The 24,745-nt window shown below is 70.3% G+C and carries 16 protein-coding genes and 2 pseudogenes; 10 read left to right on the plus strand and 8 right to left on the minus strand.

The features are described from left to right. Positions 1–58: 58 nt before the first annotated feature. Both RMN56_RS02655 and RMN56_RS02660 read right to left on the minus strand, forming a co-directional pair. Complete coding sequence (locus RMN56_RS02655) at positions 59–1,891, minus strand: response regulator transcription factor (RefSeq protein WP_313722271.1); 1,833 nt, start codon at positions 1,889–1,891, stop codon at positions 59–61. Then, a complete protein-coding gene (locus tag RMN56_RS02660) occupies positions 1,888–6,618 on the minus strand; it encodes an STAS domain-containing protein (protein WP_313722272.1) in 4,731 nt (1,576 codons plus the stop codon). Before RMN56_RS02660 ends, RMN56_RS02655 begins: the two co-directional genes overlap by 4 nt. Before the next feature lie 134 nt (positions 6,619–6,752). Between RMN56_RS02660 and RMN56_RS02665 the strand changes: the two genes are divergently transcribed. Beyond that, positions 6,753–7,409, plus strand: a complete 657-nt coding sequence (locus RMN56_RS02665) for a hypothetical protein (protein ID WP_313722273.1) — start codon at positions 6,753–6,755, stop codon at positions 7,407–7,409. Positions 7,410–7,553: 144 nt separating this feature from the next. On the opposite strand, the gene RMN56_RS02670 is transcribed toward RMN56_RS02665, so the two are convergent. The 4 genes and pseudogenes from RMN56_RS02670 to RMN56_RS02685 all read right to left on the minus strand — a co-directional run bounded on the left by RMN56_RS02670 (position 7,554) and on the right by RMN56_RS02685 (position 11,328). After that, positions 7,554–7,943, minus strand: a complete 390-nt coding sequence (locus RMN56_RS02670; RefSeq protein WP_313722274.1) for a hypothetical protein — start codon at positions 7,941–7,943, stop codon at positions 7,554–7,556. 260 nt (positions 7,944–8,203) lie between these two features. After that, positions 8,204–8,536, minus strand: a pseudogene (locus RMN56_RS32595) (transposase); the annotation flags it as partial. Beyond that, the gene (locus RMN56_RS02680; RefSeq protein WP_313722275.1) at positions 8,508–9,284 is read right to left on the minus strand and encodes a DeoR/GlpR family DNA-binding transcription regulator; all 777 of its coding nucleotides are present in this window, start codon (positions 9,282–9,284) and stop codon (positions 8,508–8,510) included. The gene RMN56_RS02680 and the pseudogene RMN56_RS32595, both read right to left, overlap by 29 nt. Positions 9,285–9,318: 34 nt before the next feature. Further along, on the minus strand, positions 9,319–11,328 hold the full coding sequence (locus RMN56_RS02685; RefSeq protein ID WP_313722276.1) for a beta-galactosidase: 2,010 nt from the start codon (positions 11,326–11,328) through the stop codon (positions 9,319–9,321). A gap of 279 nt (positions 11,329–11,607) precedes the next feature. Between RMN56_RS02685 and RMN56_RS02690 the strand changes: the two genes are divergently transcribed. The 7 genes and pseudogenes from RMN56_RS02690 to RMN56_RS02720 all read left to right on the plus strand — a co-directional run bounded on the left by RMN56_RS02690 (position 11,608) and on the right by RMN56_RS02720 (position 20,115). Next, on the plus strand, positions 11,608–12,936 hold the full coding sequence (locus RMN56_RS02690; RefSeq protein WP_313722277.1) for an ABC transporter substrate-binding protein: 1,329 nt from the start codon (positions 11,608–11,610) through the stop codon (positions 12,934–12,936). Positions 12,937–12,958: 22 nt separating this feature from the next. Beyond that, entirely contained in the window at positions 12,959–13,915 is a 957-nt protein-coding gene (locus RMN56_RS02695; RefSeq protein WP_262284389.1) for a carbohydrate ABC transporter permease, read from the plus strand. Continuing rightward, positions 13,912–14,823 carry a carbohydrate ABC transporter permease gene (locus RMN56_RS02700; protein WP_313722278.1) on the plus strand — a complete coding sequence of 304 codons (912 nt, stop codon included), beginning with the start codon at positions 13,912–13,914 and terminating at the stop codon, positions 14,821–14,823. The genes RMN56_RS02695 and RMN56_RS02700 overlap by 4 nt, the downstream gene beginning before the upstream one ends. Beyond that, the gene (locus RMN56_RS02705; RefSeq protein ID WP_313722279.1) at positions 14,820–17,042 is read left to right on the plus strand and encodes an alpha-galactosidase; all 2,223 of its coding nucleotides are present in this window, start codon (positions 14,820–14,822) and stop codon (positions 17,040–17,042) included. The genes RMN56_RS02700 and RMN56_RS02705 overlap by 4 nt, the downstream gene beginning before the upstream one ends. A 223-nt stretch (positions 17,043–17,265) precedes the next feature. Continuing rightward, a pseudogene (locus RMN56_RS02710) lies at positions 17,266–18,259 on the plus strand (polysaccharide deacetylase family protein). A 110-nt stretch (positions 18,260–18,369) separates the two neighbouring features. Then, a complete protein-coding gene (locus tag RMN56_RS02715; RefSeq protein ID WP_313724629.1) occupies positions 18,370–18,762 on the plus strand; it encodes a YciI family protein in 393 nt (130 codons plus the stop codon). A gap of 66 nt (positions 18,763–18,828) precedes the next feature. After that, positions 18,829–20,115, plus strand: coding sequence for an RNA polymerase sigma factor (locus tag RMN56_RS02720; RefSeq protein WP_376787266.1), 1,287 nt, complete (start codon positions 18,829–18,831; stop codon positions 20,113–20,115). 32 nt (positions 20,116–20,147) lie between these two features. Here RMN56_RS02720 and RMN56_RS02725 read toward each other — a convergent pair whose 3' ends face one another. Beyond that, a complete protein-coding gene (locus tag RMN56_RS02725) occupies positions 20,148–20,447 on the minus strand; it encodes a MerR family transcriptional regulator (protein WP_313722280.1) in 300 nt (99 codons plus the stop codon). Positions 20,448–21,044: 597 nt separating this feature from the next. Next, a complete protein-coding gene (locus tag RMN56_RS02730) occupies positions 21,045–22,418 on the minus strand; it encodes a cellulase family glycosylhydrolase (protein ID WP_313722281.1) in 1,374 nt (457 codons plus the stop codon). A 382-nt stretch (positions 22,419–22,800) separates the two neighbouring features. On the opposite strand from RMN56_RS02730, the gene RMN56_RS02735 reads away from it, so the two are divergent. Together RMN56_RS02735 and RMN56_RS02740 are read left to right on the plus strand one after the other, a co-directional pair. Beyond that, positions 22,801–23,763, plus strand: a complete 963-nt coding sequence (locus RMN56_RS02735) for a TIGR03557 family F420-dependent LLM class oxidoreductase (RefSeq protein WP_313722282.1) — start codon at positions 22,801–22,803, stop codon at positions 23,761–23,763. After that, the gene (locus RMN56_RS02740; RefSeq protein ID WP_313722283.1) at positions 23,760–24,605 is read left to right on the plus strand and encodes an alpha/beta fold hydrolase; all 846 of its coding nucleotides are present in this window, start codon (positions 23,760–23,762) and stop codon (positions 24,603–24,605) included. The genes RMN56_RS02735 and RMN56_RS02740 overlap by 4 nt, the downstream gene beginning before the upstream one ends. Positions 24,606–24,745: the final 140 nt, after the last annotated feature.

The following is a 24,745-nucleotide window of genomic DNA, read 5'->3' on the forward strand; positions in this document are numbered from 1 at the left end:
GCTTGCTCGCGGCAGCCTAAACCCGCCCGCTGTGAGATGCCTGTGAGCGACCCCAGCCCTAACCGTCCGACAGGCCTTCGGGCTCGCGACTCGACGGCTCGCGGTCTCCGTCCGCCCGCTGCGCCGGTATGGCCGGATTCGATGGCCAATCCTGCTGGTCGACACGGTTCCTGACGCAGGCGGGCGGGCGGGTCTCCCGAACGTGTCCGGTGTAGTCGATCCGGTCGAAGGCATCGGCCGCGAAGGTGAGTTGACGCACTGCGGCGATGAGGGCGGCAACAGCTCTCGACCCCGACAGCCCGGCCCGGGTGCCCTGCCGGATCAGTTCCTTGGCTAGTGCGGCGTGCCACTGCCAGTGCCACTGCTCGGTCGTCATCTGCAACGCCTCGGCGCGAACGTAGCTCGGCAGTTTGTCGACCACCTGGCCGACGAACGCATCGACCGGGTCCGCATTGATGGCCGGTTGCACGGATCGAGCCGGCGCGCACAGTCCATCGAGATAGGCCGACACCTCGGCCGTATCCGACCACTGCAGTGGCGCGGCGCCTGCTCGCCGCACCGACAACACGAGATCGACCACCAGCCGGGCAGCGTCGACCGCCCAATGGTTCGGCCCGTACATGGACGCGTCCACCAACACCGGTCGGCTGTCCGGACTCGGATACACGAGGACGTTCGTGGAATGAAGGTCTCCGAATGCGTCAATGAAGACCGTCTTCCCTTCGGGTTTCCGGCCACCCGGCAGCGCGCCCTGGTCGACGAACGCGCTGAGGATCTCGCGGTGCTCGGCCTCATCCGACGCCTGCTCCTCACTTCCCCATACCGCTGCCAGGATTTCCTCGTAGAGATTGAGTGTCTCGCGGAGGCGCAGGCGAAGCACTGGCGTGGCCACGAGCCACTCGGCGAAGGACCTTGTCTCCCGCTGCCCGGGTTCGAACAGCTTGGTGAGCTGAGCCCCGAACAGGATGTCGGCGACACTCTCGGCCTGCCGGCCTGGCGGGCCGGACAACCACTCAGCGAGCGTCACCGCTCCAGTGGCGAGGCGGGCGGCGACGGCATGATAGCCGGAGGTCCGATGTGTGCGAATTTGCCCGGAGAAACCCACCAGGTCACCCGCTCCGAGCAGATGCAACGCCCGCTCGTTGGCGCTGAGCTCGAATTCGAGCGCGCGCCGATCCAGCCCGATTTTGAGTACGTAGGAGGTGATGGACCTGCCCTCCATGTGATCGACCCGGCACACATGCGCTCCGGATCGACCAGACGCGAGGTAGCTGACCGCCAGGGTCGTCGCGTCCGGCCGGTAGTTCGGAGCGAGACAGTCGATGGCAAGGCTGCGGACGATGCTCTTTCCGATGGCCACCGAATCAACTCCTGGCGGATTCGGACTGCCAATGGTGTGCAGGGTGGACTCCAGTGCCAGGTCGCCGTCGGTGAACGTCACCTTCAGACCGTCGAAGTCGCGCTTGCGTGCCAGGTGCAGGCGGATTCTGTTCGCGAGAGCCCGAAAGGTCATGCCGCCCTGGCGTCCCATGTTGAGGACGAACCGGATGACCGCGTCGTCCGCGCCTGCCCGGAGTGCCTCGTCCCGGAAGTTCGGGTATTTGTTTCCCAGACCGGTGATGACCAGCACGTACGTGTTTCCGCCTCGAGCCCGGATCGCCTCGACTACTGCAATCCCACTCTGCTGCCCTTCACCGAGCCCGTAGTCGACGATGGCGAAATCGAACGGAGGGCTGTCACGGATGGTCTTTCTTGCCGAGGTCGCATCCGGCAGGACGGTCCAGCCGACCTTCATCCCGATATCCTCGAACTCCAGGTCCATGGAGCCGCGGATGATAGGGGTGTTGGGTGCCTCGTCGTCGACGAGCAGTCCGCGGATCTCCAGCGTCATGTCGACAACCTCCACCGTTCGAATCTGGCCTCGACACAGAAGCTGGCCCACTCCACCGGGGGCCGGACCGGCTGGAGATCAGCGCCGAACGCGGTGAGCTCGTCCGCGAGGGAACTCAGTCCTCGGCCTCCTCCCCTACCCGACGGCCGGCTGCCATCGTTGCGAACCGAAACCGTCACATACCCGGGCGCGCGGTCCTCAACGACAACCTCGATGCGCTGGTCGCCGCCGCCGACCCGATGCACCTTGACCGCGTTCATCTGAATGTGGGTGAACACGTCCTTGACGATGCGCTCACTGCAGAAGACCAAGAGGTGCTCCTCCGATCCGGCGTGTACCTGCTGATCCGGAAAGGTGCTGCGGAGAATCCTCAGCAGATCCGTGGGGCACCGGTCGACAACCTGGTGGATCCCCGCCCCGTTCGCCGGCAGGAAGAAGTCGTTCCACCACTGCAGGTCGCGAAGCAGTTGATCCACATCGTGCGGGGCCCTCCCCGCACTCGCGCGCACCCGCTCGATCAGGGCGTCGAGCTGCACTGTCGTTTCGTCCAGCGCGCTGCGCCCCGGAGCGGCGTTGAGCACCTCGGCGAAGCGGTCCGCATCATCTCTGCCCAATCTTGCGGCGGCGTCGCGGTTCAACAGAGCGTTGCGCAGCAGATAGATGTTGGGCAACACGTCGAGGTTGAGGAAGTTGCTGCACACCGCCCAGTCTTCGCGCATGCCATCCAGGTCCTCTGGGCGCCGGCCCCGGCCGATCAGCGCGACGCTCTGGATGACCCGCCACATGGCGTTCTCGTAATCGTGGTCGGCGACCGACCGCCGGTGTTCACGCAGCGCAGCCCAGGCTGTCTGTCGATCGGCCGGCTCGGGCGCGACCGTGCGCTGCCCGTGGGAAAGGACGTAGCGCACCAGGTTGCGACTCAGCACGACAGTTTCCCCAGCGCTGTCTGCCCGCGAGCCACGCAGCTCGTCCTCGAGCCGGACTAGCCGCTGCACGATCGGATGGATCACCAGATCGCGGGAGTACCGGTTCGGGGAACGCGTGGCAGCCACCAGCCGCAGGGCCTCCAGCATCGCCTGCAACACCACCGGCTCGTCGTGCCTGTTCTCGTTCAGGATACGACTGAGCTGATCGGCGAACGTGATCGCCGAGACCCGCGCCAAGAGGATCACCGCCTGCACCCGCAGCATCGCATCGGCAGCCGGCGCGGAATCGCCGACCAGCAACAACAGCGCCAGATCCGCGACGGTTGACTGGCACTCGGGGAACCAGAGCGGAGCCGAGCGCAGCCAGTGCGCCTCGGCCACCAGCAGCCGCACCAATGCGTCCCGGACGACCGGCTGCTGGCGGGCACTGGCCAGTTTGTGGGTGACCTCAAGCCGCTGGAGCGTGTCCAGGTCGGCCTCGCGCAGCTCGTAGCGCCAGCGTAGGTACTCCGTGCAGTCTTTGGGGCCGACGTGCGCGCCGAAGAGATCGGTGGCCTGCTCCTCGAAGGCCGCGCGCTTGGATCGCGGCTCCAACAGCCGCAGCAGCCAGTCCCGGTGCGCCTCCAACACGACGGGAATGGGCACGAGCATGGCCAATCCCTGATAGGCATCGCGTAACTTGCAGATGTCGCACCCCTGGCGGCTGCGGCCGCTCATAGCGGTCCGGGCGACGTAGTGCAAAGCGACAGGAATCGAATCGCGCCGGGGGCCGTGGTTCGACCGGGCAATGGTCGTTGTCTGGTGCAACACCAGTGCGTCGTCACCGGTCAAGCCGTTGAGCAGGAGGAATCCGCTGATGGCAGCGATATCGCCGGTGGCCGCTATCCGTTGCAGGTGACCGATGGTACGGGTGCTGCCGGTGCCGGCGTCGACAATGACCGCATGCCGCGCCCCGGCGGGCAGGGTCACTGAACCGGGGTACCGCCACCATTCACGTAGCGGAGCGCGCGGAATGCCCAGAGTGGCGATCACCGGGATGCGGGCGCTGACCAGGGCAGTGCCCAGCGCCTCAGCAACCCGCGGCAGGTCGTCCAGCGTCCCCTCGGGATAGAGCACACAGGCCGCGACGGCTTCGGCGTCGCCGCCGAAAGTGGCATGGTGCATCTCGGTGACCCGTTTGGTCAACAGGCGGGTCACCAGCTCGGCCCAGTCGCGCTGGCGAAACAGGCGGGTCGGGTCGACGTATGCGGTGTAGTGCCGATCGGCTGGCCGCTCGATGTGACCGAGGCGGGCGGCGCTGGAGCGCTCCATGGCGGCGACGTAGGCCCGCTGCGTCACGAGAGCCTTCGGTATCGTGCGCGTACCCGTCCTGGGCTGGCGGAGCACCGGATCGATCGGGTCCGGCTGACGGTTGAGGGGTGGCTCCACCCGCACGTCGACATCGGCGAGCTTGATCATTGGCACCCGACGGTTGAGGAAGAGAACCTCTCCGGGCTCGCTCGTGTCGTCGGCGGTGCCGGTGTCGACTCCGGCGGCAACCGCGAGGGGCACCATGTCCCGGTCGACGATCTGCAGCAGCGCGTGCTTGAGCGTACGGCGGCTGGACGCCAGGTCGGTGACCAGCAGGACCTGGGCCGCGCCCTCGGCTCCCCGGCGGGCGCGCTCCAACCGCACGTCCTCCAGCGAGTCGGCGTAGCTGTCGTGACCGGTGAATGACCGCGCGAATGCTGCGACCATGGCGTGCGGCGCGTCGCCGACCCGGACGACCAGCGGAGCTGCTGCCCGGTCGAATCGACCGATGCGGTCCTCCATCCGAGCGGCGAGGGCGTAGCCTGCCAGGCTACCGAGGTTCAGGCCGGCCAGGATCCGGCTGAGATCGCACCAGCGGCTGGCCACCTCCAGGTTCGGAGTGAGGAAGACGCCCTCCTCGACGCCCTCGGTCGTGCTGTTCTCAATCGCGTTCTGCAGCTCGTGGCCGACGTAGCTGGCCAGCGCGCTCATCGCGTCCTGCGGCTTGATCCGCAAGTGGATCGCATCGTTCTCGGCGTGCAGCACCCCCGTCCGGTCCTGCAGTTCGCGAACGGCGGGTAGCGCGTCAGCGGGGTTACGACCGCTGGTGGCGAGGTCGTGCAGATGCACCGGATGCTGCGCCGCGGACAGCCGCCGCAGGATCTCCCGCCCGCCTGCGGTGCCGCCGACCCAGAAGTGTCGGTTGTCCGGGCCGAGAGCCAGAACCGGAGCCCGCATGTCAGGGGGAACATCGGCCGATCGCGGCCCGCACTCGGCGTTGAGGAACTCCACCGCAACCGACATCATCTGGCGGCTGACGCCAGGAAGGGCGATCACCACCGTGGCCAGATCGTCCGGAGCGTTGGCTATGCGCAGCACCTGTGCGATCGCGGTGCCGATGTCGACGTCGTCAGGACGAACGTCGCGGTCCAGTGCGGTGATCGCGACGACCAGGCCACCCGTGGCCGTCGGACGTCGACCCAACTGCCGACGGATACGGAGCAGGTCCGCCTCGGTCAGCCCGCATCGACGACGCAACGAGACCGCCACGCAATCCAGGTCAGGTCGCCCGTCCTCGCGGCCGGTGGTCCGTGGTGGCGTGATCACTTCCTCCGCCCCGAGCTGCGCCTCGTCGTCCGGCTGCAGGAGCAGGTCGCACTCGACGATCGTGCCCGCTGTGACCACGGTGCAAGCCCGAGCCGTGTCGTGCGGATCCGGCGATTGCCCGAAGACGCGGGTGATCAGCTGTCCACTCGAGGTGATCAGGAGGCCACCCTGGTAGCCGCGCGCGAGACGGGCCACCTTCCACAGCCCTCGGGCATGATGATCAGTCAGCGCGGTCGGCTTGCGGGCTGGCGGCCGGCGGTCCAGCGCGGCCAGGATCGCCTGCTGCGCCTCGCCCGGGTCGAGGTCGACCTCCACCGGATTGGCCGTCGCAAACGCTCTGATCATGCCGCGGCCGGCATCTGCGACCACGAGGCGGACCAGCGGGCTGGGCACCTTGGCCGCCCACTTGACCAGATCGCGGATGCTCTCGTCGAGATCGTCGCCGCGGTCCTTGTACGTCTCCGGCGGCACGATGACACCGCCAAGGAGGATCCGCTGCCGGCCCGGACTTCCACTGCCGCCGCCGTCGCGCAGGCCGGAATGCTCGGCGGCGTTCTCCAGGAGTTCGGCGATGATGCCGGTGCCGATCGCAGCGGCCTGCTCGTCGGACAGCCCGAGGTCCTTCAGGTCGGCCACCCACCGGAAGGCTTCGTCGGACTCGGTCAGACCGCGTGCTTCACCGACGCCGACCCAGCGGTATGGCAGGATTCGGCGACGTCGCTTCGGCAGCTGACCGCCTTCACCACCGCCGTCCGAGCGGCGCGGAACGTCGGTGACGGGTGAGAGTCGTCCCACGCCGTCCGGCGCCACGAACTCGACCTTCCCGTCCATGTCGGCGTAGGCGGCCTGGAAGCCGGTCTGCTCGAGGTAGAGCTGACAGTTGCGCCGGGCCAGCCGCCGCACCCCGGTGGCGGCCTCCTGTGGCGACTCGTGCGCCAATGCGTCCGGCTGGGGCGACACCACGGAGAACTGCGCGCCCGCGTCGGTCACCGCTCGCAGGAAGATAAGCAGGTGGCCCAGCGTCACAAAATCGGCGAACCCGACCTCGGACAGGTCGACGACAATGTGCTGGCCCGCGAACTCTCCGGGAGCGAACGTGGTGTCGGCAAAATACTCGGCGTGGGCGCTCAGGGCGTCCATCCAGGATCGGGCGTTGAGACGAATGCCGAAATTGAGGAGAATCATGCCGCATCCCCGCTCGATCGCTCGTGTGGAGACTTGTCTGCCAATCACGCTACCGAGTGAAATCGATATCGCAAGCCGCTGTTCCTCGGGCCGTGCGAACGGCGCGGGGGTCCCTGCCGATCGAAGGACGAGCCGTGACCGATATTGACGTCCAAGGAGCATTGGCCGAGTACCAGTCACTCCGCGCGGAGATAGATTCGCGGGCCAAGTTTCAGCAGCAGATTGTCGGCTTACAGCTGACCCTGACCAGCGCTATCATCGCTTTCGGACTGTCTCGTCCGGGTTTCCTGGCGGTGTTGCTGATTGTGCCGCTGAGCTCCTATCTGCTATGTGGGCGCTATGTCGGGCAGCGCACGGCGATGCGCTGGACGACGAGATACATCGATGAGGAACTCGCTCCGCGGGTGCCGGGCGGACTCGGCTGGGGGGCCTGGTCAACGGCCAACCGGCGGCCGGCCCGACTCCTGGACTGGTTCCTACCACTGCTGATCTGCTTTCCCGGGGCGAGCCTGCTGACGCTGGGGTGGACCGTACGGCTCATGTTCGCGCACCAGGCTTGGTACACGACGGCCGGCTTTGTCATCGTCTGGTTGGTCGGTTTCCTCACCACCGGCATCTCGGTCTACCTACTCGTGGATGTGCTCCACCGCTCGGCTCCGGTGCAGGCACCGGTCTCCCGGAACGCGGGCCTGCCCTCGGCACCGGCTACTCGCCCCACACGTCCGGGTGCCCCCGAACCGATGTCGTCAGCACCACCGGCACCCGGGGAGCACGTGCCGCCGGTTCGATAGGCGCGAGCGGTACGACCGGGTGTGATCACGCACCGAACGCGAGTCCGTTTCCCGACAAAGCGCCGGGCGCCGTTACCCACCCACCGCACGGGGTGCCGTGCCGCAGCCGCGTAACCTCCACCCCCGCCGCGCGTAGGGCGTGTTTCAGAACTTGTCGCGGGGGCGGGCTTGCGGTCGTCCGGGGTAGCCGCGAGCGGCTAGCCAGATGGTGAGGTCGGTGGCGATGCGGCTGACGTCGGTAGCGGTAGTGAGGTCGTGCTCGCGCCAGCGGGGGTCGCGGCGTTCAACCTCGTAGCTGCCGTCGTCGAGTAGGGATATCGAGGCGTACCAGTCGCTGTCGTCGGCCGGGGTGATGGTGACGAAGGTGTTGTCCGGGTGGCCCAGCTGATTGATCAGCATGAACAGGGCATCTTCGGATGGGTCGTCGATGTGGTCGCCGTTTTCGGTGTCGGCGGCGTGGTACTCGGCGGTCATCGGCACCCCCTCGTCCCGGTTGGAGATCAACGGGTTGAGCATCTCACGGTCCGCGGTCACAGCCACTCGTTGATCGCGGCGATGTGCAGGACGGCATCGAACCGCACGGCGAGCTTGTCGTAGCGGGTGGCTACCGCCCGGTACCGCTTGAGCCGGTTGATCCCGCACTCCACGGCAAGTCGGTCTTGTAGTCCTCCCGATCGAAGCGGGCGGCCGTCCACCGCCGCGGCCGCGGTTGCGGCGGTGGGCGGCCTGATCGGCCGGTTCGGCGAGGGCCGCGCGGATGCCGTGCCGGCGCAGGAACTGCCGATTGGCCCGGATGAGTAGGCCTTGTCCGCCCGCACCGGTCGCGGGCGCCACCGCGGCCGTCCCGGCCCGAGCCGCGGTACCCGGATCGCCTGCAGCACGGGGAGGAACTGCGGGCTATCCCCGCACTGCCCGGCGGTGATCAGCAGTGACAACGGCTTCTGCCGCTGCTCACAGGCGAGGTGGGTCTTCGTAGTCAGGCCACCACGCGAGCGGTCCAACGCATGATCTGTCGGCTCCACACTCGTACCACCGGGAGGTTCCACCTGCGCATCACCGTTGCGGCGCGCCCTGGCGGCGCAACTTATGAAACACGTCCTAGTCGACGTCGACCACGATGAGCTCACCGACCTGCTCGCCGATCTGCTGGCGCCCCTCCGGCGGCAGCCCGCCGTCGGTGACGAGCACGTCGGCCGCCTCCAGCGGCGCGATGGTGGCGATGCCGATGGTCTCCCACTTGGTGTGGTCGGCGAGCACCACGAGCCGCCGGGCCGCGCCGATCAGCCGCCGGTTGACGGCGGCCTCCAGCAGGTTCGGGGTGGTGAACCCGGTGCGCGGGCTCATCCCGTGCACGCCGAGGAAGAGCAGGTCGACGTTGAGCGCCGCGATGGCCGCCTCGGCCACCGGCCCGGTCAGCGCGTCCGAGGGGGTACGGATGCCGCCGGTGAGCACGACGGTCTGGTCGGCCCGCGGGTTCTGGTAGAGGGCGTCGGCGACCGGGATCGAGTTGGTGACCACGGTCAGCCCCCGGACGTCGGCCAGCCGGGCGGCCAGGGCGGCGGTGGTGGTGCCGGCGGAGAGCGCGATGGCCATGCCGGGCTCGACCAGGTCGGCGGCCCGCTCGACGATGGCCCGCTTCTCGGCCTGCTGCCGGATCGACTTGGCCGCGAAGCCCGGCTCCTCGGCGGAGCCGGGGCCGGCCAACGTCGCTCCCCCGTGGACCTTGTCGACCAGGCCCCGCTCGGCGAGCACCTCCAGGTCCCGCCGGATGGTCATGTCCGACACCCCGAAGCGGCTGACCAGGTGGCTGACCCGGACGCCGCCGCGCTGGCGGATCAGCTCCAGGATGGCGCTCTGCCGTTGCTGGGCGAGCATCGGACCTCCTTCAGGCGCGGCACGGTACGCGGGATCAGGCGACCTCGGGACGGCCCGAGGCTTCCTCGCGGACCACCGCCACCTCCCCCGCGCCGATGACCAGCTCACCGTCGCACCGGCCGCCGTCGAGCAGCTCGGCTCCGGTGACCGCCAGCCGGGCGTCGGCGTCGGTGTGGTTGATGACGAACAGCCAGCTCCGGTCGCCGGCCCGGCGGCGGACCACCTCCACCCCCTCGGGCGCGCTGACCGGCGGCCGGACGTCGGCCTCGGCGAGCAGCCGGGCGACCAGCCGGTCGGTGGCCGCCTGGTCGAGCCGGGTGCCGAGGTACCAGGCCGCGCCCGCGCCGACCGCGTGCCGGGTCAGCGCCGGCACGCCCGGCAACGGCCCGTCGGCGTACGCGGCGAGCACCTCGGCGCCCTCGGCGTGCAGCCATTCGGTCCACACGTCGGCGGTCGAGCCGTCGTCGAGGCGTACCGACTCGCCGGACCGGAGCGGGAAGAACTCCTCGGTGCGGACGCCGAGCAGGTCGCGGAACGCGCCCGGGTAGCCGCCGAGCCGGATGTGGTCGTGCTCGTCGACGATGCCGCTGAAGTAGGTGACCAGCGCGGTCCCGCCGGCCTCGACGTACCGGCGCAGCGCGGCGGCGTCGGCGTCGCGGACCAGGTAGAGGGTGGGCGCCAGGACCAGCCGGTAGCGGGACAGGTCGGTGGACGGGTGCACCACGTCGGCGGTGACCCCGGCCCGCCAGAGCGCGCCGTGCAGCGCGGTGAGCCGGTCGACGTAGGTGACGTCGACGCTGGGGTGGGAGTCGAGTTCGGCGCCCCACCAGGCCTCGTAGTCGAAGAGGATGGCCACGTCGGCGTCGACCCGGCTGCCGCGCACCTCGGCCAGGGCCCGCAGGTCGGCGCCGAGCCGGCAGACCTCGCGGAACACCTTGGTCTCCGGGCCGGCGTGCGGGACGAGCGCGGAGTGGAACTTCTCGGCGCCGGCCCGGGACGCCCGCCACTGGAAGAACAGCACCCCGTCGGCGCCGCGCGCCACGTGGGCGAGGCTGTTGCGGCGCAGCTGGCCGGGGGTCTTGGCGACGTTGCGCGGCTGCCAGTTCACCGCGCTGGTGGAGTGCTCCATGAGCAGCCACGGGTCGCCGCCGGCGACGCCCCGGGTGTGGTCGGCGGCCAGCGCCAGGCCGACCTGCGGCTGCGGGTCGGCGGCGGTGAGGTAGTGGTCGTTGGCGACCAGGTCCACGTCGGCGGCCCAGGAGTGGTAGTCGAGGTACTTGATGCCGGTGCCGATCATGAAGTTCGTGGTGACCGGCTGGGTGGTGAGCCCGGTCAGCAGCTCCCGCTCGGCGCGCAGCTGGGCGCGCTGCTCGTCGGAGGAGAAGCGCAGGAAGTCCAGCTGCTGGGTGGGGTTGGCGAAGGTCGGGGCGGTCCGCGGCGGGTTGACCTCGGCCCAGTCGTGGTAGCGCTGGCTCCAGAACGCGGTGCCCCAGGCGGCGTTGAGCGTGTCGAGGTCGCCGTAGCGGTCGCGCAGCCAGGTTCGGAACGCCTCGGCGCTGACGTCGCAGTAGCAGTGCACGTTGTGGCAGCCCAGCTCGTTGGAGACGTGCCACATGACGACGGCCGGGTGGTCGGCGTACCGGCTTGCGACGGCCTCGACCAGGGCGAGCGAGCGCTCGCGGAACACCGGCGAGCTGGGGCAGTACGCCTGCCGCCCGCCGGGCCAGAGGATCGTGCCGTCGGCGCGGCGGGGCAGCGTCTCCGGGTGCCGGTGGGCCAGCCAGGGCGGCGGGCTGGCCGTGGCGGTGGCGAGGTCGACGCTGATCCCGCCGGTGTGCAGCAGGTCGAGCGCGCGGTCCAGCCAGCCGAACTCGAAGCGGCCGGGGGCGGGTTCCAGCAGGGCCCAGGAGAAGATCCCGACCGAGACGAGGTTGACCCCGGCACGGCGCATCAGCTCGACGTCCTCGGCCCAGGTCTCCTCGGGCCACTGCTCCGGGTTGTAGTCCGCGCCGTACCAGATCTGCTCGCCGTGCCAGTTCCGCATGACAGCAGAGCGTGCCGCCGAACGCCACCCAAGTCAACACTTTCCAACATCGACAGAAATTCCAACGTTTACCTTCTCCCGCCGTTGTCACAACTGGGTTATCGCTGTCCTTCTGCCCTCTTGACAGCGCCGAAGCAAGGGGTAGCTTCAACCGCCACCGGCTGTTTGTGTTCGGACGTGTGGATTCTCGGTGGATCTATGCCGGCCGGCACGAACACCTATCCCCGCCACCCATCACGGCCCTTGGGCGCAGCGCACCTCTTCCACGCAGGAGGCACAATGTCCCGTCCCCGTACCGAAGCCGAGTACCTCGCTCGACTCGTACCCCCGTCCGTCGCCGGCCTGAACCGCCGCTCGCTGCTCGCCGGCGCGGCCGGCACGGGCGCGCTGCTCGGCACGGGACTGCTCGCCGGCTGCGGCTCCGACTCCGACTCCGGCGCGGACTCGAAGACCGTGTCGATCGGCTCGAACGCCTCGGACCCCACGCCGAAGGACGTCCTCGCCAAGCTGGCGGCCGGCTTCCAGACCAAGTCCGGGGTGACCGCCAACATCAACACGGTCGACCACAACACGTTCCAGGAGAACATCAACAACTACCTGCAGGGCAAGCCGGACGACGTGTTCACCTGGTTCGCCGGCTACCGGATGCGGTTCTTCGCCGCCAAGGGCCTGGCCGGCGACGTCAGCGACGTCTGGGGCAAGCTCTCCGGATTCTCCGACGCGTTCAAGAAGGCGTCGACCGGCGACGACGGCAAGCAGTACTTCGTTCCGGCGTCCTACTACCCGTGGGCGGTCTTCTACCGCAAGTCGGTGTGGCAGCAGCGCGGCTACCAGGTGCCGAAGACGCTCGACGACTTCACCACGCTCGGCACGCAGATGAAGAAGGACGGCTTGAACCCGATCGCCTTCGCCGACAAGGACGGCTGGCCGGCGATGGGCACCTTCGACATCCTCAACCTGCGGATCAACGGCTACCAGTTCCACGTCGACCTGATGGCCGGCAAGGAGGCGTGGACCTCCGACAAGGTGAAGAAGGTCTTCGACACCTGGGCGGGGCTGCTGCCGCTGCACCAGCCGGACGCCCTGGGCCGGACCTGGCAGGAGGCGGCCCAGTCGCTGCAGCAGAAGAAGAGCGGCATGTACCTGCTCGGCCTCTTCGTCGCCCAGCAGTTCAACGAGAACGAGCAGGACGACATCGACTTCTTCACCTTCCCGGAGATCGACTCCACCATCGGGGCCAAGGCCCTGGACGCGCCGATCGACGGCTACATGATGGCCCGCAAGCCGAAGTCCGAGGCCAACGCCAAGAAGCTCCTGGAGTACATCGGCGGCGTCGACGCTGCGAACATCATGGTGAAGGGCGACCCCGGCACCCTGGTCGCCAACACCGGCGGGGACACCAGCGGCTACACCGCGCTGAAGAAGAAGGCCGCCGAGCTGGTCGGCTCCGCCACCGAGATCGCCCAGTTCCTCGACCGGGACACCCGGCCGGACTTCGCCTCGACCGTGATGATCCCGGCGTTGCAGCAGTTCATCAAGGACCCGAAGGACATCGGCGGGCTGCTCACCAGCATCGAGAACCAGAAAAAGTCGATCTTCACCAGCTGACGGCGGAAGGGGGAGGACAGCCATGTCCGACCTGCCCCTGATCCAAGCGGATCGCGCCGTGCCGCCGCCGGCCGCGACCACCACCACGCGTGGTCGCGGCCGCCGGCTACGGCTCCTGTCCGGCACCGACCGCGTGGTGATCACGCTGATGGTGCTGGTGCCCCTGCTGCTCGTCGTCGGCCTGGTCTGGCTGCCGGCGGGAGCGACCGTGCTGCTCTCCGGCACCAACTGGGACGGCATCGGCCCGCTGGGCGAGATCGACTGGGTCGGCCTGAAGAACTACGACGACGTGGTGAACATCTACCCGCCGTTCGTGCCGGCCGTGCAGAACAACCTGCTCTGGCTGGCCGCGCTGTTCGTGGTGGCCACCCCGTTCGGGATGTTCCTCGCCGTGCTGCTGGACAAGGAGATCCGCGGCAGCCGGTTCTACCAGACCGCGCTCTACCTGCCGGTGGTGCTGTCGCTGGCGCTGATCGGCTTCGTCTGGCAGCTCATCTACAGCCGCGACCAGGGCCTGCTCAACGCGCTGCTCGGCACCCAGACCGACTGGTACGGCGACCCGAACGTCAACATCTGGGCGGTGCTCCTCGCCGCCGGCTGGCGGCACGTCGGCTACATCATGCTGCTCTACCTGGCCGGCCTGAAGGGCGTCGACCCGTCGTTGCGCGAGGCCGCCGCCGTGGACGGCTCCTCCGAGGCCAGCACGTTCTTCCGGGTCGTCTTCCCGGTGATGCGACCCATCAACATCATCGTGCTGGTTGTGACGGTGATCGAGTCACTGCGCGCCTTCGACCTGGTCTGGGTCATCAACAAGGGCCGCAACGGCCTGGAGCTGATCAGCGCCCTGGTCACCCAGAACGTGGTGGGCGAGGCGAGCCGGATCGGCTTCGGCTCGGCGCTGGCGACCATCATGCTGGTCGTCTCCCTGGTCTTCATCACCCTCTACCTGTTCACCGTGATGCGGGAGGACCGGCGATGAGCAGCGCGACCCTGACCCGTGCGGCCGACACCGCGCCGCCGCCCGCCCGCCGCCGGCCGCTGCGGCCGGCCCGCGTGGTCCTGCACGTCTTCCTCGCCGCGGTGGCGGTCGGCTGGCTCTTCCCGATCCTCTGGGCGGTGCTGACCTCGCTGCGCTCCTACGAGTACACCGCCACCCACGGCTACGTCTCGCTCGGCGGCTGGACCCTCGACAACTACCTCACCGCCTGGCGGACCGCCGAGTTCGGCAAGCACTTCCTGAACTCGGTCTACATCACCGTCCCGGCGGTGCTGCTGACCCTCTTCCTCGCCTCGTGCGTGGCGTTCGTGATCGCCCGGTTCAGCTGGAAGTTCAATATCGCGCTGCTCGGCCTCTTCACCGCGGCGAACCTCCTGCCGCAGCAGGCCCTGCTCATCCCGCTGTTCCGGATGTTCACCGAGATCCCGCTGCCGGCCTGGATGAGCGACTCGGAGCTGCTCTACGACAGCTACTGGGGGCTGATCCTGGTCAACGTCGCCTTCCAGTGCGGCTTCTGCGTCTTCGTGCTGAGCAACTACATGAAGGCCCTGCCGCACGAGCTGTACGAGGCGGCCATGGTGGACGGTGCGAGCGTCTGGCGGCAGTACTGGCAGGTGACCATGCCGCTGTGCCGGCCGGCCCTGGCCGCGCTGGCGACGCTCGAGGTGACCTGGATCTACAACGAGTTCTTCTGGGCCACCGTGCTCATGCGCACCGGCGACAAGTTCCCGGTGACCAGCTCGCTGAACAACCTGCGCGGCGAGTTCTTCACCGACAACAACCTCGTCTCGGCCGGCTCGGTGCTGGTCGCCATCCCCACCCTGGTCATCTTCTTCCTGTTGCAGAAGCAGTTCGTCCGGGGCCTCACCCTGGGAGCTTCCAAGGGATGACCATCGTTCACCTGCGCCGCGCGCGGACCAGCCTGGTGCTCGACGCGCGCGGCCACGGCCTGCCCCGGGTCGTGCACTGGGGTGCCGACCTCGGTCCGCTGCCGACCGCCGACCTGCCCGCGCTGGTCGACGCCACCGTCCCGCCGGTGGTGCCGAGCAGCTTCGACGCGCCGACCGTGCTGTCGCTGCTGCCCGAACCGAGCGCCGGCTGGAGCGGCCGCCCCGGCCTGGCCGGGCACCGGGACGGCCGGGACTGGTCGACCGCCTTCCAGCTCACCGGGCTGGACGTCGTTGACGACGGCGGGCTCGGCCCGGAACCGAGCCGCGTGGCGGCGGGTGGGGACGCGGTGCGCGTATCCGGGCAGGAGCGGGACCACGGCGGCGTCGGGGCCGCGCGGGTGACCGTGCGGGCCGCGGACCCGGGCGCCGGGCTGTCCCTGACCGTCGAGATCACCCTGACCACCGCGGGGCTGCTGACCGTGCGGCACCGGCTGCGCAACGACGGCGACCGGCCCTACGAGGTACGCGAGCTGACGCCGGTGCTGCCGGTGCCGGCGGTCGCCACCGAACTGCTCGACCTGACCGGGCGTTGGTGCCGGGAGCGCGCGCCGCAGCGGCACCCGTGGCCGATGGGCGCCTGGGTACGCGAGGGGCGGCACGGCCGGACCGGGCACGACGCCACCCTGCTGCTGGTCGCCGGCACCGCCGGGTTCGGCTTCGGGCACGGCGAGGTGTGGGCGGTGCACACCGCGTGGAGCGGCGACCACGTCACGGTCGCCGAGCGCCGGCCGACCGGGGAGGCCACCCTCGGCGGCGGTGAGCTGCTCGCCCCCGGGGAGATCCGGCTCGGGCCGGGCGAGGAGTACGCCACTCCCCTGCTCTACGCGGTGCACTCCGCCGCCGGGCTGGACGGGCTCAGCGACGTGCTGCACACCCACCTGCGGGCCCGTCCGGAGCACCCGCGCGGCCCGCGCCCGGTGACCTTGAACGTCTGGGAGGCGGTCTACTTCGACCACGACCTGGACCGGCTCCGGGGTCTCGCCGACCGGGCCGCCGAGGTGGGCGTCGAACGCTTCGTGCTGGACGACGGCTGGTTCCGCGGCCGGCGGCACGACCGGGCCGGCCTCGGCGACTGGTGGGTGGACGACGAGGTGTGGCCGGGCGGGCTGCAACCGCTCATCGACCACGTCCGCGGGCACGGCATGCAGTTCGGGCTCTGGGTCGAGCCGGAGATGGTCAACCCGGACTCGGACCTGTTCCGCGCACACCCGGACTGGGTGCTCCAGGCCCCCGGCCGGCTGCCGCCGGAATGGCGGCACCAGCAGGTGCTCGACCTCGCGCACCCGGACGCGTACGCCCACCTGCTCGGCCGGCTGGACGCCGTGCTGAGCGAGCACGACGGGATCGCGTACCTGAAGTGGGACCACAACCGGGACCTCACCGAGGCCGGGCACGGCGGGCGGCCCGGCGTGCACGCGCAGACCGTGGCCGTCTATCGGCTCCTCGACGACCTGCGCGCCCGGCACCCCGGCCTGGAGATCGAGAGCTGCTCCTCCGGTGGCGCCCGGGTCGACCTGGAGATCCTGCGCCGCACCGAGCGGGTCTGGGCCAGCGACTGCAACGACGCCCTGGAGCGGCTGTCCATCCAGCGCTGGACCGGCCTGCTGCTGCCGCCCGAGCTCATCGGCACCCACATCGGACCGGAGCGCTCGCACACCACCCACCGCGTGCACGACCTGGGCTTCCGGGCGGTCACCGCGCTCTTCGGCCACCACGGCATCGAGTGGGACATCAGCGGGATCGGCGCGGCCGAACGGGCCGAACTCGCCGCCTGGGTGGCGCTGCACAAGCGGCTCCGCCCGCTGCTGCACGGAGGCCGGGTGGTCCGGGTCGACCACCCGGATCCGGCCGTCCAGGCCCACGGCGTGGTCGCCCACGACGGCTCCCACGCGGTGTACGCGGTGTCCCGGTTGGCCACCTCGGCGGCGCAGGTGCCCGGCATGGTGCGGCTGCCGGGCCTGGACCCGGGCCGGCGCTACCGGGTCCGGCCGCCCGCGGGGGTTCCCGAGCCGGCACTGCTGGAACTGGCGCCGCCGGCCTGGCTGGCCACGGGCGGCGGGGTGACGCTGAGCGGGTCGGTGCTGGGTTCCGTGGGACTTCAGCTGCCCGCCCTGCACCCGGAGCAGGCGCTGCTGCTGGAGGTCGACACGGCCGGCTGAGGACGGCTCCGGGGAGCGATCGGAACAGGCTCGAAACTTCCGGGCTGACGGTCCGGTGCGAGCGCGGTCGGTCACCGCCTGTCCCGGCTCGGACGGCGCGTGGGACTTCCGGAAATTCTTGACTCCGCATCGGCGGTGGGCCAATACTTGCGCCGCCCGCCGGACCTCGATGGCTGTCGATGTGAGGACCGGCAACCCGCCACCACGAGGAGGGCTCAGCCGCATGTGGAGCAGAACACCGTCGAAGCGATCCCTGGCCGCGGGATTCGCCGCGGCCGCGCTGGTCGCGGCGAGCAGCCTGGCCGTCACGCTCACCGTGGCGGCCGCCCCGGCCCGGGCCGCCGCCTGCAACGGGTACGTCGGGCTCACGTTCGACGACGGCCCGTCCAACGACCACACCCCCGCCCTGCTCAACGCGCTGCGGCAGAACGGGCTGCGGGCCACGATGTTCAACGAGGGCCAGTACGCGGCCGCCTACCCCGCCCAGGTGCGGGCGCAGCGCCGGCATGTGGGTCGGTAACCACAGCTACACGCATCCGCACCTGATCCAGCAGAGCCAGTCGCAGATCGACTCCGAGGTATCCCGGACCCAGCAGGCCATCGCCAACGCCGGCGGCGGCACACCCCGGCTGTTCCGTCCGCCGTACGGCGAGACCAACTCGACCCTGCAGTCGGTCCTGGCGAGGTACGGCCTGACCCAGATCATCTGGGATGTCGACTCGCAGGACTGGAACGGGGCGAGCGTCGACGCGATCGTGCAGGCCAACGCCCGGCTGGCCAACGGCCAGATCATCCTCATGCACGAGTGGTCCGCCAACACGCTGGCGGCGATCCCCCGTATCGCGCAGGGGCTGGCCAGCCGCGGCCTGTGCGCCGGCATGATCTCCCCGCAGACCGGCAGCGCCGTGGCGCCGGACGGTGGCGGTGGTGGCGGTGGCGGTGGCGGTGGGGGCAGTTGCACCGCGACGCTCTCGGCCGGGCAGCAGTGGAGCGACCGCTACAACCCCAACGTCTCGGTGTCCGGGTCCAACACCTGGACGGTCACCATGAACATCCCCACCCCCGCGAAGGTCATCGCCACCTGGAACGTCAACGCCACCTGGCCCAACGCCCAGACGATGGTCGGCCGGCCGAACGGCAGCGGGAACACCTTCGGGGTCACCATCCAGCACAACGGAAACCGGACCTGGCCGACCGTCTCCTGCGCGGCCGGCTGACGCCGGAAATTTCTTCTGGACGGATGTCGAGGGGCGGGGTGGCAGCTTCTACCGGAGGGTGGAAGCATCGACAATCGGTGCTCGGGCGTGAGGAGCCAATCGTGAAGTACATGCTGCTGATGCAGTTCAGCGCCGCCGGGACCGACTTCCCCTCGATCGACACCTGGACGCCGGAGGAGATCCGGGCGCACATCGGGTTCATGGGGGAGGTCAACGCGAAGCTCGTCGCCGACGGGGAGTTCGTGCAGGCCGAGGGCCTGGGCGGGCCGCAGCAGGCGCGGATCGTCCGGGCCGGCGAGACCGGCGCGCCGGTGGTCACCGAGGGGCCGTTCGCCGAGACCAAGGAGTTCCTCGCCGGCTGGTGGATCGTGGACTGCGAGACGCCGCAGCGGGCCGTCGAGATCGCCGCGCACATCTCCACCGCGCCCGGGCCGGGCGGTCGTCCCCTCAACATGCCCATCGAGGTGCACCCCGTCATGTCGGCGCCGTCCCAGGATCTGTGACCCCTGGGCGTCCCGGACCACACCGTCGAGGACCTGCTGCGCGAGCTGGCGCCGCAGGTCCTCGGCGTGCTCGCCCGCCGGTTCGGTGACTTCGCCACGGCCGAGGACGCCGTGCAGGAGGCGCTGCTGGCCGCGGCCACCCAGTGGCCCGTCGAGGGGCTGCCCGACCATCCGCGCGGCTGGCTGGTGCAGGTCGCGTACCGCCGGATGATCGAGCTGGTCCGCGGTGAGGCGGCCCGCCGGGACCGGGAGGACCGGGCCGCCCGGCGCGGCGGTGACGACCGGCGGACCGCGCCGGCCGCCGACGAGCCGCTGACCGCGGACCGGGACGACACCCTGGTGCTGCTCTTCCTCTGCTGCCACCCGACGCTTTCCACGGCGTCGGCGATCGCGCTGACGCTGCGCGCGGTCGGCGGGCTCAGCACCGCCGAGATCGCCCGCGCCTTCCTCGTCCCCGAGGCCACGATGGCGCAGCGGATCAGCCGGGCCAAGCAGCGCATCAGATCCTCCGGCCTGCCGTTCCGGATGCCGGCGGAGGAGGAACGGCAGGCCCGGCTGGCCGCCGTGCTGCACGTGCTCTACCTGATCTTCACCGAGGGGCACACGGCGAGCCTCGGCGACGACCTGCGCCGGGTCGACCTCTCCGAGGAGGCGATCCGGCTGACCCACGCCATGCACGCGCTGCTGCCCGACGACAGCGAGGTGGCCGGGCTGCTCGCCCTGATGCTGCTCACCGAGGCCCGGGCGGCCGCCCGCACCGGCCCGTCCGGTGAGCTGATCTCCCTGGCCGAGCAGGACCGTTCCCGGTGGGACGCCGCCGCGATCGCCGAGGGGACCGCGCTGGTCACCCGCGCCATGGCCCGGGGACCGGTCGGGCCGTACCAGATCCAGGCCGCCATCGCGGCCCTGCACGACGAGGCGCCGACCGCCGAGCGGACCGACTGGCCGCAGATCCTCGCCCTCTACCAGGTGCTGGAGCGGCTGGCGGAGAGCCCGGTGGTGGCGCTCAACAGGGCGGTGGCGACCGCCATGGTGCACGGCCCGGCCGCCGGGCTGGCGGCCCTGGCCGCACTGGCCGCCGATCCCCGGCTCACCGAACACCACCGGCTCGACGCGGCCCGGGCCCACCTGCACGAGATGGCCGGCGACCGGGACGCGGCGGTGGCGCACTACCGGGCCGCCGCCGGCCGCACCACCAGCCGCCCCGAACAGGAGTACCTCCGGATGCGGGCGGCGCGGCTGGCCACCAGCCGTCCAGGCGGCGGCGGGCAGTCAGGCCCACTCGAGGGCTCGACGTCACACCAGCCGGATGCGGGTACGACAAACGGTCCCTCTGGTGCAGAGGGACCGTGAGACGAGGTGATCAGGCCAGCGTCCGCTTGCCGTTACCGCTGGTTGTTCTGGTTGTGCCGGAGGGCTTCTTCGAGTTGGTCCTCGAGAATGATGATCCGGCAGGCGGCTTCCAGGGCGGTGCCCTGATCGACCATCTCCCGAGCCCGCGCGGCAAGGCGGAGCTGGTAACGGGAGTATCGGCGATGGCCACCGGCCGACCGGACCGGGGTGATCAACTTTGCCTCGTCGAGGCGACGCAGAAAGTCCTGCGATGCGCCGGTGATCTCCGCGGCGCGACCCATCGTGTATGCGGGGTAGTCGTCGTCACCGAACATGTCGTCGGGTTGGGCCATACACGTACCTCTTCATGGACGAGGGCCCCGGCGCTTCTCAGCGCCGGGGCCCGGGGTTACGGGTCAAAACACCATCTACCGGCAGGTTCGTCGGGTTGTCGTATCCGCACCTACCGCCGTCGGCGGCTTGGGGTGCGAGGATCGCATAAGCGTGACCGGAGACCACCTCTCGTTCGATGGAAACTGCGGTGTCCGGCTCCAGCGTTGAACTGCCTTCTGGAGACGGGCGATCCAACGGTGTTCGGGCCCTCCCTTTCCTCTGCTTCCGATTTCTGTGGTGCTTGTCGTGCTGCCCGCCGGCGCCGGAGCCCCACTCGACTTCATGGCCCCGCGCACGTGCGACGGACTGTCCTGCCAGGCGAGCCCTGAACCAGCATCGGCCCGCCTGTCCGCCCTGACCTGGAATGACGTCAGGGTCTTCACTGCTTCGTCCGCGTCTTCAACGACCTCTGCTGTCAACGACAGGAACACTAGCCAGCTACGGCGAGAATGTCTAGCGCTTCGGACCTAGATTTTCTGGGCCGCCGCGCCTGCTTTCGGCGGACGACACCAAAGGGTGGTGGCCGGGTCCGCGCGGACCCGGCCACCGGTGGTGCCTCAGCTCGCCGTGCAGGTCACCGCGGGGATCGGGTTGCTGCCGTTCCAGCTGCCGATGAAGCCGAACGAGGTGCTGGCCCCGGCGCCGAGCCGGCCGTTGTAGTCGACGTTGCGGGCGGTGTACGCCGAGCCGCTGCCGCTGACCGTGGCATTCCACGACTGGCTGACGGTCTGGCCGTTGGCGAGCGTCCACCTCGCCGTCCAGCCGGTGATCGCCGCCGCGCCCGCGGTCACCCTGACCTCACCCTGGAAGCCGCCCTGCCAGGAGTTGACGATCGTGTAGCTGGCGGTGCAGCCACCGGGCGGCGGCGCGGTCGTCGGGCTGGTCGTCGGGCTCGGGCTGGTGGTCGGGCTCGTCGTGGGGCTCGTGGTCGGGCTCGGTGACGTGCCGGCGTAGACCGAGGCCTCGCGGGCGGTGGCCCGGATGCCGTTCGCCCCGTTGAAGATCCGCTGGCCCCAGGTGGTCAGCTGGTTCGGGTCGAAGTTGGTGACCATGTCGAGGTACTCGACGCCGCCGCCGTTGCCGCTCCACGACCAGCCGAGGTAGCCGATCCCGTTGGCCTGGCTGTAGGCCAGGATGGTGTCCTCGTCGGGGTTGCCGTCGGAGTGGTTGAAGCCGAACTCGCCGACCACGATCGGCAGGCCGGCGGTGCGGAAGCGGCCCAGGTAGTCGGTGATCTCGGCGGCGGTGTCGAAGACGCCGTACATGTGGATCGAGAAGACGGTGTTCTTCTGCGGGTCGGCGGCGAAGACCGACGCGGCGTTGTCGCGCATGGTGAAGGACCAGTCCTGGCCCCAGTTCGGGGCGTCCACCATGATCGTGTGGGTCAGGCCGCCGGCGCGCAGCCGCTTGACGGCGTTGGCCGTGTCGGTGGCCCAGGTGCTGTAGTCCTGGTTGCCGTACGGCTCGTTGCCGATGTTGACGATGACGTACTTCTCCTGGCCCTGGAGCGCGCTCGCGATGCTGAGCCAGTAGTCCACCGCCCGGTCCAGGGTGATGGCGCCGCTCTGCTCGCCGTACCCGGTGGTGTCGTGCACCTCCAGGACGCAGATGAGCCGGTTGGCCCTGCAGAGCGAGATGACGTTGGTGACGTCGGCGGCGCTGTTCTTCGGCCAGCGGTCGCCGCTGGCCAGCACCACCCGCACGGTGTTCGCGCCGAGCGCCTTGATGTTGGCGAACGAGGTGGTCTGCTGCGGGTACCAGGTGTGCGCGTGGTTGACCCCGCGCATGACGAACTCGGTGCCGTTGGCGTCGTAGAGCCGGCCGTTCGCGACGGAGAAGCCGGCGGCGGCGTGGGCCGGCTGCCCGAAGGCGAAGACGGCGGCCAGGACCGTCAGCAGGGCGGCGCCCGCGACGGAGAGCAACTTCTTCATGGCTGTCCTCAGGGAGGTCTGCCCCGTGCCCAGGTGGGGGTGCGGTGATGGTGACGAGGGCGTGGCGGCTGAGCCCGGCAGCCGCCGCCCGACTCCGGCGGACGCACGCATCAGCGTAGGCCGATGGAATGGGGAAGGCAACCGGTTAAGCAGGTCGGTCGGGCGACCCAAAAGCCTGCGGCGGCCCATGTCGCCACGGGCCGCCGCAGGGGCGGTCATCCCCACCACAGGATGGTGCGCCACCGGAGTCTGAACCGGTTAAGCCGGACTGTAGGCAGCATCCCCACCGGCGTCAAGACGCCCGGCCGCCGAAGCGGACACCAGGGTTGACCGTCGCCGCGCGGGGTATCCGGTGACGATCCCGCCCGGAAGGAGAGGTGTCATGGTCAACGTCGGCTACACCCTCATGTGCGAGCAGGCCGGCCCCAAGCAGCTGGTCGACCACGCCGTCCGCGCCGAGGCCGCCGGCTTCGACCACCTCGTCACGTCCGACCACTACTACCCCTGGCTCGACTCGCAGGGCCACTCCCCGTACGCCTGGTCGGTGCTCGGCGCGGTCGCCCACGCCACCAGCCGGGCCGAGCTGCTCTCCTTCGTGACCTGCCCGATCCGGCGCTACCACCCGGCGGTGGTGGCGCAGAAGGCCAGCACGATCGGGGTCCTCTCGGACGGGCGGTTCACCCTCGGCCTCGGCGCCGGGGAGAACCTCAACGAGCACGTGGTGGGCGGGTGGCCGCACGTGCAGCAGCGGCACGAGATGTTCGAGGAGGCGCTGCAGATCATCCGGCCGCTGCTCAACGGCGAGACGCTGACCTTCTCCGGCAACCACTTCGACGTGCCGGACGCCTACGTCTGGGACCGGCCGGAACGGCCGGTGCCGATGGCCGTGGCCGCCTCGGGCCGGCAGTCCGCCACCCTCGCCGCCGACTACGCCGACGCCATGATCGCCACCGACCCGCTGCCGCACCTGGTCGAGATGTACGAGGAGGCCGGCGGAGCGGGCCGCCCCCGGTACGGGCAGGTGGCCATCTGCTACGGCCCGGACGAGGCCGAGTGCCGCAAGATCGTGCACGACCAGTTCCGCTGGTTCGGCATGGGGTGGAAGGTCAACGCCGACCTGCCCGGCCCGGACGCCTTCGCCGCGGCCACCCAGTTCGTCCGCGAGGAGGACGTGGCCGAGGGCATCTCCTGCGGGCCGGACGTGGACCGGCACGTCGAGGCGTTCAAGAAGTTCGTCGACGCGGGGTTCACCCACGTGGCGCTGGTCCAGGTCGGCGGGGACAGCCAGCCGATGTTCCTGGACTGGGCGCAGGAGGAGCTGCTGCCCCGGCTCCGCGAGCTGTGACCGGTCGCGGCGTCCAGCTCACGCCACCGGGACGCTTCGGGCCGGCGGAGCTGCGGCTGGCCCTGGCCGCGCCCCACCCGGCCGCGGGCCTGACCAGCGAGTTCCGGCTGGTCGACGGCCTGCGGACGCACACCCGCCGGTCGGCCGACCCGGGCGGCGACGGGCCGCCCGTCGTGCTGGTGCACGGCCTGGCCGTCTCGCACCGCTACCTCACCCCGCTGGCGGTGGCCCTGTCGGCTACCCATCCCGTGTACGTGCCGGACCTGCCCGGCTTCGGGCTGACCGAGCGCCCCGGCACGGCGTACGACGTGCCCCGGCACGCCGCGTTCCTGGCGGACTGGCTGGCCGCGTACCGGCTGGGGCCGGTCTGCCTGCTCGGCCACTCGTTCGGCGCGGAGGTGGCCGCGGCGCTCGCCGCCCGCCGCCCCGACCTGGTGAGCGCGCTGGTGCTGGCCGGCCCGACCAGCGACCCGGCCGCCCGTTCCCGGCGCGGTCAGGTCGGGCGGTGGCTGCTGGACACCCTGCGGGAGGCGAAGTGGCAGGCACCGATCCTGCTGCGCGACGTCCTCGACGCCCGTCCCTGGCGGGTGTTCGCCACCCTGTCCCACTCGGTGCGCAACTCGATCGAGGCGGACCTGGTCCGGGTCACCGCGCCGACGCTGGTGCTGACCGGCAGCCGGGACCCGGTGGTTCCGGCCGGCTGGCGCGTGGAGGCGGCCCGCCTGGTCCCGGGCGGCCGGACCGCCGCCGTGCCGGGAGCCGCGCACAACGTCGCCACCACCGCCCCCGGCCAGGTCGCCGACGCGATCCGCGACCTGCTGGCGCCCGTCCTGCGAAGGTGAGTCCATGCGCATCGGAAACACGGAGATCCGGCCCCTCGGCGGCGGTCTCGGCTGCCTGCTGATGATCCTCTTCTCGATCGTCGCCTCGGTCGTGCTGACGGTGCTGCTGAACCTGCTCGTCTGAACCCGCCCCGCACCGC

It is taken from the genome of Micromonospora halotolerans (assembly GCF_032108445.1).
Lineage (GTDB): Bacteria > Actinomycetota > Actinomycetes > Mycobacteriales > Micromonosporaceae > Micromonospora > Micromonospora halotolerans.

Coding starts and splice junctions, on each gene's coding strand:
- RMN56_RS02725 (WP_313722280.1), bottom strand. CDS start 20,447: ATGGCCCAACCCGACGACATGTTCGGTGACGACGACTACCCCGCATAC.
- RMN56_RS02730 (WP_313722281.1), bottom strand. CDS start 22,418: ATGAAGAAGTTGCTCTCCGTCGCGGGCGCCGCCCTGCTGACGGTCCTG.
- RMN56_RS02735 (WP_313722282.1), top strand. CDS start 22,801: ATGGTCAACGTCGGCTACACCCTCATGTGCGAGCAGGCCGGCCCCAAG.
- RMN56_RS02700 (WP_313722278.1), top strand. CDS start 13,912: ATGAGCAGCGCGACCCTGACCCGTGCGGCCGACACCGCGCCGCCGCCC.
- RMN56_RS02680 (WP_313722275.1), bottom strand. CDS start 9,284: ATGCTCGCCCAGCAACGGCAGAGCGCCATCCTGGAGCTGATCCGCCAG.
- RMN56_RS02690 (WP_313722277.1), top strand. CDS start 11,608: ATGTCCCGTCCCCGTACCGAAGCCGAGTACCTCGCTCGACTCGTACCC.
- RMN56_RS02695 (WP_262284389.1), top strand. CDS start 12,959: ATGTCCGACCTGCCCCTGATCCAAGCGGATCGCGCCGTGCCGCCGCCG.
- RMN56_RS02655 (WP_313722271.1), bottom strand. CDS start 1,891: ATGACGCTGGAGATCCGCGGACTGCTCGTCGACGACGAGGCACCCAAC.
- RMN56_RS02685 (WP_313722276.1), bottom strand. CDS start 11,328: ATGCGGAACTGGCACGGCGAGCAGATCTGGTACGGCGCGGACTACAAC.
- RMN56_RS02705 (WP_313722279.1), top strand. CDS start 14,820: ATGACCATCGTTCACCTGCGCCGCGCGCGGACCAGCCTGGTGCTCGAC.
- RMN56_RS02660 (WP_313722272.1), bottom strand. CDS start 6,618: ATGATTCTCCTCAATTTCGGCATTCGTCTCAACGCCCGATCCTGGATG.
- RMN56_RS02715 (WP_313724629.1), top strand. CDS start 18,370: ATGCTGCTGATGCAGTTCAGCGCCGCCGGGACCGACTTCCCCTCGATC.